Annotated in this window: 7 protein-coding genes and 1 pseudogene; 3 read left to right on the top strand and 5 right to left on the bottom strand. The window is 37.8% G+C overall.

Annotation, left to right across the window (positions count from 1 at the left end):
* The first annotated feature begins 233 nt into the window (after window positions 1–233).
* Window positions 234–1,400, top strand: a complete 1,167-nt coding sequence (gene hpsO / locus TERY_RS05130; protein WP_011610850.1) for a hormogonium polysaccharide biosynthesis glycosyltransferase HpsO — start codon at window positions 234–236, stop codon at window positions 1,398–1,400.
* 814 nt (window positions 1,401–2,214) lie between these two features.
* Here hpsO and TERY_RS05135 read toward each other — a convergent pair.
* A complete protein-coding gene (locus TERY_RS05135; RefSeq protein ID WP_011610851.1) occupies window positions 2,215–2,646 on the bottom strand; it encodes a helix-turn-helix domain-containing protein in 432 nt (143 codons plus the stop codon).
* A gap of 112 nt (window positions 2,647–2,758) precedes the next feature.
* On the opposite strand from TERY_RS05135, the pseudogene TERY_RS05140 reads away from it, so the two are divergent.
* Window positions 2,759–3,180: pseudogene (locus tag TERY_RS05140) on the top strand (IS1 family transposase); the annotation flags it as partial.
* 348 nt (window positions 3,181–3,528) lie between these two features.
* On the opposite strand, the gene TERY_RS05145 reads toward TERY_RS05140, so the two are convergent.
* Window positions 3,529–8,052: a tetratricopeptide repeat protein gene (locus tag TERY_RS05145; protein ID WP_011610853.1), complete on the bottom strand. Its 4,524-nt coding sequence runs from the start codon at window positions 8,050–8,052 to the stop codon at window positions 3,529–3,531.
* Window positions 8,053–8,475: 423 nt separating this feature from the next.
* Here TERY_RS05145 and TERY_RS32390 point away from each other — a divergent pair, with 423 nt between their 5' ends.
* Window positions 8,476–8,652, top strand: coding sequence for a hypothetical protein (locus tag TERY_RS32390; protein WP_155994317.1), 177 nt, complete (start codon window positions 8,476–8,478; stop codon window positions 8,650–8,652).
* A gap of 295 nt (window positions 8,653–8,947) precedes the next feature.
* On the opposite strand, the gene TERY_RS24770 is transcribed toward TERY_RS32390, so the two are convergent.
* The 3 genes from TERY_RS24770 to rnc form a co-directional block, all read right to left on the bottom strand.
* A complete protein-coding gene (locus TERY_RS24770) occupies window positions 8,948–9,733 on the bottom strand; it encodes a DUF4384 domain-containing protein (protein ID WP_011610854.1) in 786 nt (261 codons plus the stop codon).
* A 400-nt stretch (window positions 9,734–10,133) separates the two neighbouring features.
* Complete coding sequence (locus tag TERY_RS24775; RefSeq protein WP_011610855.1) at window positions 10,134–10,940, bottom strand: DUF4384 domain-containing protein; 807 nt, start codon at window positions 10,938–10,940, stop codon at window positions 10,134–10,136.
* A 532-nt stretch (window positions 10,941–11,472) separates the two neighbouring features.
* Window positions 11,473–12,225, bottom strand: a complete 753-nt coding sequence (gene rnc, locus TERY_RS05160) for a ribonuclease III (protein WP_011610856.1) — start codon at window positions 12,223–12,225, stop codon at window positions 11,473–11,475.
* Between the last annotated feature and the right edge of the window lie 37 nt (window positions 12,226–12,262).

Here is a 12,262-nt window from a genome sequence, read left to right on the forward strand (position 1 = left end):
GAATTTAAGATTCCTATTTTGGAGCTAGGTTATGGCCCTAGATTTTCATATATAGTTAAATTTGATTCTAACTAAGGTTTGTTGATTAAATATCTGATAAATGTCCAACTATATATATATATATCAATTTGGTTTTTTTGTCAAAAAAAATGTGTCAGCTTTTTACTCCAAACTAACTCAATTTTGAGCTACAATTCCTATAAATATATCTTCTAAATCACAAAAAAATAACTATGAAAATATTAATCGCTAGCCATACCTATATTGTTGACCTTAATCGGGAAAAGTTACGAGCTTTAGCTAAACTTGAACCAGGTCTTGAAGTTAGGGTTGTTGTACCTCGTCGCTGGAATCCAAAAGGCGTACAAAGTGAAATAGTTGAAACTAAATTTATTGATGAGGGTTCTTTTAAAGTAATACCTCTTTCTAATTATAGTCAAAATAATCAAGCTTTGCTAACTTTCGGTCCCGAACTAATTAGTTTGCTACGAAAATTTAAGCCGGATATTATTCAAGTAGAACAGGGTTCTAAAGCTTTAACTTATGCTCAATTTATTACTTTTAATAAGCTTTTAGGACTCCAGGCTAAAAATTTATTTTTTACTTGGTGGAATTTACCTTATGAACTCAAATTTCCTATTTCTTACCTAGAAAGCTATAACTTGAGAAATACTGATGGAATTGTTGCTGGAAATAAAGATGGAGAAAAAATTTTAAGAAATAAGGGATACAAAGGTCTGATTAAAGTGATGCCTCAGTTAGGAGTAGATGAAAGTTTATTTAAACCAGAACCTCAAGTAGAATTAAGAGATAGTTTAGGAATTAAAGATGATGATTTTGTAGTTGGTTTTGTGGGTCGTTTTGTTCAGGAAAAAGGATTATTAACTTTAACTAAATCCCTAGCAGGTTTACAGGAAAAAAATTGGAAGTGCTTGTTATTGGGTAGGGGTGAATTACAAGCAACTTTGTGGGAAATAGCAACAGCATTAGGAATTAAGGAGCGTTTGATTTTTGTAGAAAGTGTTCCTCACAACTATGTACAAAAATATATTAATTTGATGAATACTTTGGTTTTACCGTCAGAAACTACTTATAAGTTTAAAACTTTAACTTCTGTGGGTTGGAAAGAACAATTCGGTCATGTTTTAATTGAGGCAATGGCTTGTAAGGTACCTGTAATAGGTTCTGATTCTGGAGAAATTCCTAATGTAATTGGGGATGTTGGTTTGGTTTTTCCAGAGGGAAATATTGAAGAGTTGAGGAATTGTTTAATGCAGTTAATGGAACAAAAAGAATTAGCCGAAAGTTTAGGAGAAAAAGGCTATAAAAAGGCAATGAGTCAGTATACAAATAAGTCTTTAGCTAGGCAATTATTAAGTTTTTATCAGGAGTTGCTGTAGATAAGCTGAAAAATAATAAGTGAGGCTGTAGCAATTCCCATAAGGATAAATATTTAACTAAAAAATTACTTGGTTTTAGGAAATATTTAATTAGGAACAAGTAAAGGAAAAAAAGATAGGTTGACTTCAAATTAAGAGAATTCCTAACTGATTAAATGAAGTATAGTATTTAAGTTCAGATAATCTGTTGAAAAACTTTTTCCTTTAAGTTTCTTTTCTTTCCTTCTGCTTCCTCTCAATGATTATAAATGCCAAAATTCTCTAAGCTTTAATGCCATTTATAAAAAGCTTTTCTACATTTTATTGAGTAGGAAAGTAGAGAAAAAGTAAAGTATCGCCTATTGCCAAAGTTGTTTAGCCTGTCTACAAATGTTTTCTATGTAATTTTCTAATGGTGTCTCAGGAGCAAAGTGTAAACAGTGAATATTCTTTTTTTCACTATTATTGATAATACATGAAAATCACGAAATTATTGAGAATGATCAGGACTTGCACTATCAAAAATTCAAACAATTTTGGCTTATTGACTCTGGTTTTGTAGATGTCTAACAAAATTAATTGTTAATAAAATCTTAGCTGTTTGATAAGTGCTAGGTATCTCTTCACCACTGATATATTTCTATTGCGCTATAGTTAAGTTACCAGAGTTACCATGTAGTTGTCTACATCTATTTCTCGTTTTTTTTATAGGCGATCGCTTCATCCATAACCACAAATATGTCTTCCAAGTAGATGCTACTCATAGTTAGTAAAAACTTGATATTTTTCCTGAAATGATTTCTCTAGGGTTGTCTTGAAGCCTATAATTAATTATTTAGTTGTGCTGCTCTACCACACATTTATCAGATTTATATTTGGGGCTTCTGTTTTTTTGACGCCAACTAACTCCAGCGTTTTTAAATAAATTATAATAACTTTGACAGGAGCGATATACTACTCCATAATACTGTTCAACGTGATCAATTAACTCTGAAATATTTATGCGTGTTTTTTGTTTTAGCCAATTCATGACAGCTTCACGTTGTTCCTTATTCAAGTATCCTGCACTACCTTTATATTTCAATTTTATACCCATTAACCCTTCTTCTCGATAACGTTTTTCCCAACGACTAATATAACTTGACTCAACACCCAGTATAGTCTGAATTTCCCGATGCTTAAATCCTTCAAACCGCATTTTTACTACTAAAGCTCGCTTTAACTCTCTGGGATCCGGATTAGTTGCTATAAAATCTTCAATTAACATAAAAACACAATGTGCTATTTTTATTTACTTTACTTTTTTATGATAACTTAATTGATATTTAAAGTTAAATGTTGCACAATACAAAAGCGATATTGTAGAATTTTATTGAATAATGCATTGTCCTTATTGTCAAAGTCATAAAATAGTTAAAAATGGCCATCGTAACGGAAAACAGAGTTATTTGTGTCGTAAATGTGGCCGTCAATTTAGAGAAAACCCTTGTCCTATCGGTTATAGCTCTGAGGTTAAAGAGGCTTGTCTAAAAATGTTCCTTAGCGGCATGGGGTTTCGAGCTATTGAGAGAGCCACTGGTATTTCCCACAACAGCGTCCTTAACTGGGTACGCCGCGCAAAAGTAAATGTTTCTGATCGGAATTCTGAAGCTTCTGAAGCCGCTCAAGTTGATGGACTGCAGATTTTTGTTGACCCAAAAAAATAACTTAGATATCAATAATTCTAAGTAGCAAAATACTAGGACTTCTGAAGTTGGTGGTAGGCGATCGCTCTCTTACCTTCACACTTATGATGCAGATAACTTCACCTCAAGGCCTATGCTATTCCCCCCTTTATCTCTCCCCAAGAGCGGAAACCAAAAGTCAAAGGTCAAAGGTTAGAAAAAAACCATCAGTTAGGTTTCACTTTGTTCTACAAAACCTAAATTTTTCGACGTTTTGCAGCTATTTAGTAATTTTCGTCTCCGTAGACCAGAGTAGAAACCCCCTTATGCAACCTCTATAATATACAAAATACAGAGTTTTGCCGATAGCAATGTAGTTATGAAACTACACCACCTACCACCTACCAGCTAAAATTTACCACCTATCACCTAATACCTAAAACCTAAAACCTAATACCTAATACCTAATACCTAATACCTAATACCTAAAACCTAATACCTAACTCACTGACTGACTGACATATCCACGCTCCCCAAAAATAAGGATGAGCTAATGGTTTACTCTCAATTTTTAGATTTTTTCCTAAATTTAATTCCCCTAAAATATCACTCCCTAATTTACTTTTTTGTAGTTCTCCAACTGTAATATTTCTGATATATTTCTGGGCTTTTCTTAAGGCGGCCCCTGCACTCATTCCTGACCGTGAATCATCTAAAAATTGCTCCATTAATAACATGGTTGCTAATGTTGGTACGCTCCACAAACTCATTATTAATGTTTGATTCCCCGCAACGGCAAAGGCACGACGCAAACCGAATACTCCTTCTCCCGTTTGCACGTCTCCTAACCCGCTTTCACAGGCGATTAAAATTACTAGCTCTGTTTCCCAGAGGTCAAGCCCGGCAATATCTTGAGCAAATGCCATTGTTGGGAATTCTGGGGGGAGTTGGCCACCAGAAAGCCAGGTGTTGGCACCTGTAAAAGCGACGGCGGAACCCATCATCGGGTTTTCGATTTTTGCTTGGTGGCGGTTGGGTTTGAAGGTCTCAAAATCCATGTTATTAACTGGGGGTTTGACTGGGGTCGTCTTGAGCTGCTGTTTCACTAGAGGGGCGATCGCTCTTAACTTTTCTCTGATTTTATTATCCCTATTTTCTGAGTTTCGGTATCTTTCAATAAATGCCAGAAACTCTTCATCCAGTAAACCATAATTTTTTTCTAATATCTCTACTTCTTTTCCCTGGGAAGAGGACAGTAACTCTTTCAACAAAGTCAGATATTTATCTTTTCTCTGGGAGTAATAACCGTGGGTGGCAACTATGAGCTGTTTGGGAGATTGACATTTGAGCAGGCGATCGGCAGTTGCCTCATTTCCCAGAAAAGGTTTGACTCCTAACTGTTGTCCAATAGTTTTGGCAAGATCAGCGGTTGCTTTCACTCGTGGAAATGTTATCCCTGCCAGAGTACCTAACATTGGCTGAACATTCAGACCAGAAACAGCCGGACTTTCTTTTTGTTGTGCCATATCTGGAGCATTCTGAGGCCAATCAAAGTTAGGGTCGGCCATAATTAATGGTGGGTTTGCTGTGGGTTTTGTTTTGATCCGACGCCGCAATAATTCTCGCCCAACGCTGACATAACTAATGTTGTACTCATCCTGCAATGTTGTTTTCCCATCATCTTCTGGTAAGATTTGAAATGGCACTAGGTTTAAATCACCATCGGGAGCTAATACTAGATGAGAGCAACCTGTTAATTTATCTCGCAATTTATCAAAAACTGCTTCTCGTAGTTCTTTCCCTGGTTGGGAGTCATAGATATAATGTTTTGTAGGTGTTTCTGTTTCTGTAGAATTTGGTTTATTATTCCACATATTCATCTGTTGTGGTAGTGGCCACTTTATTACTGAGTTTCGGTAAGTCGAAATTAGGCGATCGATATTTTCTGCTTCTCCTAAATCAATCATTTCTACTTCAGAAGGTTTTCCCCCAGCTAAAACAAATGCCAGATACCGGGCTTTTCCCCAACTCTTCTCCTGAACATCATAGACATCAAACTGCACAAATTCCAATAATTTTTCCCCCTCTGATAACTCTGACGCGACTGCCCGTATGTCTCCCATTTGTTGCTGTATTTCAATTTCTGGCATTTGTTGGGTTAACTTTCTTTCTAACTCATTACATTCTTTTTGCAGTTGAGCTAACTGTTGTTTGTGAGTTTCCCGTTTTTCTGGTCGGGGTACTTCATAGGTAAGTGTTAAAAGTTGGTCGCACTTTCGCCGCCACTGTGGGAAAATTTCTTGGAGTTGGGGATAACGGCCACTGAATACGGCTTGGTTTTGAGCGGCCATGGCTGTTGCTGTTAGAGATTTCCGTTTGAGGACGAGATTTAATGCTGCTTGTTTGGCTTCTGGGGAGTGGGGGAAATGTTGGTAGACTAAGGAGAGGAATGTCTCTAGGTTAGGTCTGACTTCTTGTTTGATATGGGCGAGGCGATCGCTTTCGGAGCTAGAAGCAAAGATAGCCTGGATAGTTTTATCTTCGATTTTGCTGGCTTTGAGCATCAGTTTGAGTGCTTCCGAGTATCTCCCTTGAGATGCATATAATAAAGCTAGGTTATTGAGGCAAGAGGCACGTTGTGGATGATTCGCAGGCAGGGCGACTTTGTGGATTTCTATTGCTTGTTTGTACAATGGTTCCGCTTCCGAGTATCTCCCTTGAGCACGATATAATTCTGCTAGGTTGTTGAGGTTGGTTGCCAGGGATGGATGATTGGCAGGCAGGGCGACTTTGTGGATTTCTATTGCTTGTTTGTACAATGGTTCCGCTTCCGAGTATCTCCCTTGAGCATGATATAATTCTGCTAGGTTGTTGAGGTTGGTTGCCAGGGATGGATGATTGGCAGGCAGGGCGATTTTGTCGACTTCTATTGCTTGTTTGTACAATGGTTCCGCTTCCGAGTATCTCCCTTGAGCAGAATATAAAACTGCTAGGTTGTTGAGGTGGGTTGCCAGGGATGGATGATTGGCAGGCAGGGCGATTTTGTCGACTTCTATTGCTTGTTTGTACAATGGTTCCGCTTCCGAGTATCTCCCTTGAGCACGATATAATTCTGCTAGGTTGTTGAGGTTGGTTGCCAGGGATGGATGATTGGCAGGCAGGGCGATTTTGTCGACTTCTATTGCTTGTTTGTACAATGGTTCCGCTTCCGAGTATCTCCCTTGAGCACGATATAATTCTGCTAGGTTGTTGAGGTTGGTTGCCAGCTCTGGATGATTGGCAGGCAGGGCGATATTGTCGATTTCTATTGCTTGTTTGTACAATGGTTCCGCTTCCGAGTATCTCCCTTGAGCACGATATAATTCTGCTAGGTTGTTGAGGTTGGTTGCCAGGAATGGATGATTGGCAGGCAGGGCGACTTTGTAGATTTCTATTGCTTGTTTCAACAATGGTTCCGCTTCCGAGTATCTCCCTTGAGCACGATATAAACCTGCTAGGTTATTGAGGCCAGAGGCACGTTGTGGATGATTGGCAGGCAGGGCGACTTTGTGGATTTCTATTGCTTGTTTGTACAATGGTTCCGCTTCCGAGTATCTCCCTTGAGATTTATATAAACCTGCTAGGTTGTTGAGGTGGGTTGCCAGGTCTGGATGATTGGCCGGCAGGGCGATCTTGTCGATTTCTATTGCTTGTTTGTACAATGGTTCCGCTTCCGAGTATCTCCCTTGAGAAGAATATAAACCTGCTAGGTTGTTGAGGTCGGTTGCCAGGGATGGATGATTGGCAGGCAGGGCGATATTGTCGATTTCTATGGCTTTTTTGAACAATGGTTCCGCTTCCGAGTATCTCCCTTGAGATTCATATAAACCTGCTAGGTTGTTGAGGTTGGTTGCCAGGGATGGATGATTCGCCGGCAGGGCGATTTTGAAGATTTCTATGGCTTGTTTGTACAATGGTTCCGCTTCCGAGTATCTCCCTTGAGCACGATATAAATTTGCTAGGTTGTTGAGGTTGGTTGCCAGGGATGGATGATTCGCCGGCAGGGCGACTTTGTGGATTTCTATGGCTTGTTTGTACAATGGTTCCGCTTCCGAGTATCTCCCTTGAGCACGATATAATTCTGCTAGGTTGTTGAGGTCTCTAGCCAGGGATGGATGATTCGCAGGCAGGGCGATATTGTCGATTTCTATTGCTTGTTTGTACAATGGTTCCGCTTCCGAGTATCTCCCTTGAGCACGATATAAATTTGCTAGGTTGTTGAGGTTGGTTGCCAGGGATGGATGATTCGCCGGCAGGGCGATTTTGAAGATTTCTATGGCTTGTTTGTACAATGGTTCCGCTTCCGAGTATCTCCCTTGAGATTCATATAAACCTGCTAGGTTGTTGAGGTTGGTTGCCAGGGATGGATGATTCGCCGGCAGGGCGATTTTGAAGATTTCTATGGCTTGTTTGTACAATGGTTCTGCTTCCGAGTATCTCCCTTGAGCACGATATAAATTTGCTAGGTTGTTGAGGTTGGTTGCCAGGGATGGATGATTCGCCGGCAGGGCGACTTTGTGGATTTCTATGGCTTGTTTGTACAATGGTTCCGCTTCCGAGTGTCTCCCTTGAGATTCATATAATAAAGTTAGGTTGTTGAGGTTGGTTGCAACTTCGGCATGACTTTCTCCCCAGAGTTGTCGCGCTAACGTCACCCCTTGTTCGGCAATAGGTATTGCTTCATCATATTTACCGGCATTGTAGAGTTCCATTACTTGAACATCTAGCTTTTCTTTTGCCTCCATCATTTCTGCCAATTCGTTAGCCAAGCCTTGCAACCATTTTGCATTTTTCTCCCCATCTTCTACCATTTTAGCCGCCACTAACTCCATCGTTTTGACAAAGGCTGCATCTAATAATTGAGAATTGGCGTGCAAAATTGCTTGCTCTTCCCCACTAGAGCAAGTTAATAGTTGGTCTATTAAATCTAGGCGAGCTTTAAGTTGTTCTTGAAATTGTTCTTCAGTCATATTAGTTTCTCCTTATTTGAATAACCCTATCATATCCGATCAAACACTCCCGTGGTTGTAGTTGTTCTTTTGCACCCTAATATAGACCTCTATCCATTCAGGAAAACCAAGAAATCTTAGGGACTACTGGGAGTATCTTACTTCCATTCTTATGATATTTCAATAAGTTCAAAATTGCAACAAAAAATCCATATTGTTCTACATAATTCTACCTAGCTCTACCTAGTTCTACTTACCTATATATGATTCTAAACAAATCTATTTTGATTTTAAATAGACTTATTTACTATTATTATTTTATCCACAAAATCTGCCTACAAAAAATTATATCTAACTCTAGTTAACTCTAAAGCCTACTATTTACATCCCTTGAAAATGCAATTTAAAATAAAAGTATACTTTCCCAATAAATCACGGAATAAAATGTCTAAACCAATTAAAATCTTATTAATTTCAATCTTTGCCGGAAGTATTTTCAGCATATTATCATTGAGCAATAACCAAAACAGCAAAGAAATTAGTCAAGCCCTTGAAAGTGGAGTAACTATGACATCCACCATAGCCAGTTTACTAATAAGCTTAAAAGATAGCAATGAATAGTACTGCTCAAACTCAAAAGTCAACACCCCTGTTTTAGTTATAGAAAATTAGTTGTGAAACCCTATCACCAGGCACCAGCCACCTAAAACCTAACACCTATTCCTTATTTTTCAGCTACTTAAGCAACTTTCATGTCGCTAGACCAGAGTAGGGATGTTTCACTACGCGACATGAAACGCATTTTTGTGATGCAACCTCCCTACAAAGCTTTAGTTATAGAAACTTAGTTATGAAACCGTACCACCAGGCACCAGCCACCAGCCACCTACCACCTAAAACCCAACACCAACTACACCTAAACCACATCATAAAACATATACCACAAAGTAGAGTCTGACTCAGCCTGAAAATAAGTCAAAAATTCCTGCAAATGCTTTCCCTCTAACAACAAAGGTGGTTGGTCTCCTTGTGGTAACCAACTTAACCTTGGACGTTCCTGACTGATCCCCGCTATGATCTCCTCAACCCCTGGTTTACCATCCAACCTAAAATAATCAACTGGCGCCCCCTCCATAGGTAAAGACACCACACCCGCATCAAAAATAGGCAAAGCTCCCAAAAATGAAGGAGACAAACAATAAAACTCACCAGAAGTACCCCTTTCTAACAGAGTTAAATATCCCCGACGTTCCAACCGTACCTCAAACTTAATTTCACTATCTAGAGGCACAGTCTTAGGATAATGAGGATCAACCGTATACATATCCATTGTGCTCATCCCTTGAAGAACAGGACCCATTTTATTAGTTGAAGTAGCCATATTTTTTAATTGATACCAGGGATAAAGAACTTCACGGAGCCACTGTCTAGCAATATTAACTTTATCTCTTGTCGCGTCATTAAAATGACAACCTTCAACCTCCAGTTTTTTAAATATTCTCCTCAAAGCATCCCGCATAGTATTATTATGTCGTAAATTTGTTAATAAAACATCAGCCAAAGCTGCATTATTCAAATCATCATTATTTATTTTAAACCGTTCAATAAATACAAGCCTAGTGTTATCTTTAAGACTCAACTTATCAGCTACTTCTCCCAGAAAAGCAACCTCATTATTTTTGTAACTTTCTTCTGGCATCATCAACCATTCCTTTCTTATAGGTTCATTTATAATGATACTTCAATAAAATCAAAAAATCTACAAAAAAACTACATGACTCTACATAACTCTACCTATCTCTACCTATCTCTAACTAGCTGTATATCGCTTAAAATTGACTTATTTTCACTTTCAAAAGATTGATATTCTATTATTATTATCTACAAAATTTACCTTGATAAAACTTCCAAATAATTCTCATCAAACCTATTTCCTACTTACAGCTTAGTCAAACCCATCCCACTGGACTCAAACCTAAAAAACTAACACCTAAAACCTCAACCTCTGCTCGTACCTTACCCTTCCCTGAAACCGAGCTTCAACCCCGTGAATTCCCCCCTTGCCCTCCAAGGGGGGGTTGACTTTGAGCTTATGTATAGCGCTAAACCACCTGATAATGCATGTACCATAAAGTAGAGCCTAACTCAGCCTTAAAATACATCAAAAACTCCTGTAAGTGCTCTCCCTTTAAAAGCAAAGGTAGTTGGTCCGCCGCCGGCAACCAATCTAAGTTTGGACGTTCGTGACTGATCCCTGCTATGATCTCCTCAACCCCTATTTTACCATTCAACTTAAAATGATTAACTGGTGCCCCCTCCATTGGTAACGATGCTACGCCCCCATCAAAAATAGGTGAACTTGCCAAACACGAAGGAGACAAACAATAAAATACGCCAGAAGCACCTTTTTTTAAGAGAGTTAAATATCCCGAACGTTCCAACTGTACCTCAAACTTAACCTCACTATTGAGAGGTATAACACTGGGATAACGAGAAACAGTTTTAGACGTATCCAACTGTGTAATTCCTTGGATAACAAGACCCATTTTATCAGTAAAAGTCGCCATATCTTTTAATGCATGCCAGGGATAAATTATTTCACGCAACCACCGTTTAGCAATTTTAACCTTGTCTCTTTTTGCTCCCTCAAAATCACAACCTTCAGTCTCCAGTTTTTTAAATATTGTTTTCAAAGAGTCCCGCAAAATAATATCTGATGTTGCTTTTTTGCTAGCATTCTGTAATAAATTACTTGATAAAACATCAGCCAGTTTTTGATTATTCAAATCATCATTATCTATTTTAAACCGCTCCGTAAACACCAGCCTGGTTTTATCTTTAACCATCAATTTATCAGCTATTTTGTTCAGAAAAATAGCCTCATTATTTTTATAACTTTCCTCTAGCATAATCAAATTTTCCTTCTTGATAACTTTGTCTATAATTATATTTCTACAAAATTGAAATTGACACAACAATTATACACAATTCTACATAAACTTACATAGGGATGCATAACTGTATTTTGATTTAAAACAATATTTTTTATATCATTATTCATTATTTGTACTTTGATCAAAAACTTATTTAACTCTAACTACTACTATTTACATATCCTAAATTTTGAAATTAAATTATAGTATATTTACCCAAGAATTAAGATCATAAAACCTATAAATTAATCAATTTTTATTAATTTTAATCTTTAGTGGAAGTATTTTCAGCATTTTCTCAGTCAATAATAATCAAAACTCAAAATAAATTAGTCAAGCTGTTGAGCAGATAAAATAACTATAACATCTAACATGACTAGTTTATTAAGAATTTTAAAAGACGCCAATAAAAGTTTTCCAAATATTAATTATTCAGCCTTTGTAGCGCAGTTCAAGAGCTTAAGAAAATGTAGTCAACTCTTAATAAAATATTCTTATCTCATCCTTTTCATTCCTTTTTATCCTTTTCCTCTTTGATAATATTTTGTATTCCCGACTGCTGCAAAAAATCTAAAGCAGATTTAGCAGCCGCTTCCTCTGCGGCCTTAATAGATGGTCCTTTACCTACACCAAGTTTCTGGCCTTTAAACCAAACTTCGGCAAAGAAACGTTCGCGATCGCCATAAATCTTATTTACTTCGTGAGCTTGATAATTTGGTAACGTTTTGTAATAACCTTGAGTCAGCTCTTGGAGAGCAGCCTTATAACTGTGGCAAGCGGGATCCTTGCGAATTTCTGCTATTAACCTTTCAAAATGAGAATCTAACCAAGGGCGGATCAACTCTAAATTATTAGTACTCAAATAAAGAGCACCCAAAACAGCCTCAAAAGAATCTGCAAGTCGACGCTCTCTTCCAACTTTATCCCCTGCTGCACTTTTGGATACCAATAAATAACGACTCCACCCATACTTATCGGCAATTTGTGCCAAAGAGCGATCGCTTACTAAAATAGAACGAATGGCAGTAAATTCTCCTACTGAACAATTAGGATAATTTTCCAACAGTAGTTGTGCCGCCACAAGCCGTACCACTGCATCCCCAAAAAACTCTAGCTTTTCATTATTATGTGTTGATGAAACTGTAGAGTGAGTTAATGCCAAATCTAATAAATTCCATTTAATCAAAGCTTGTTGAGAAATAGATAATTTTTCAACTAAAGATTTAAGTTGCCTTTGGCGCGAATGATACATTTGAGTCATTATTCTGATGCTTTTAGTCTCTGCTGCTATATTTTTG

The sequence above is a fragment of the Trichodesmium erythraeum IMS101 genome, from assembly GCF_000014265.1.
Taxonomy (GTDB): Bacteria; Cyanobacteriota; Cyanobacteriia; order Cyanobacteriales; family Microcoleaceae; genus Trichodesmium; species Trichodesmium erythraeum.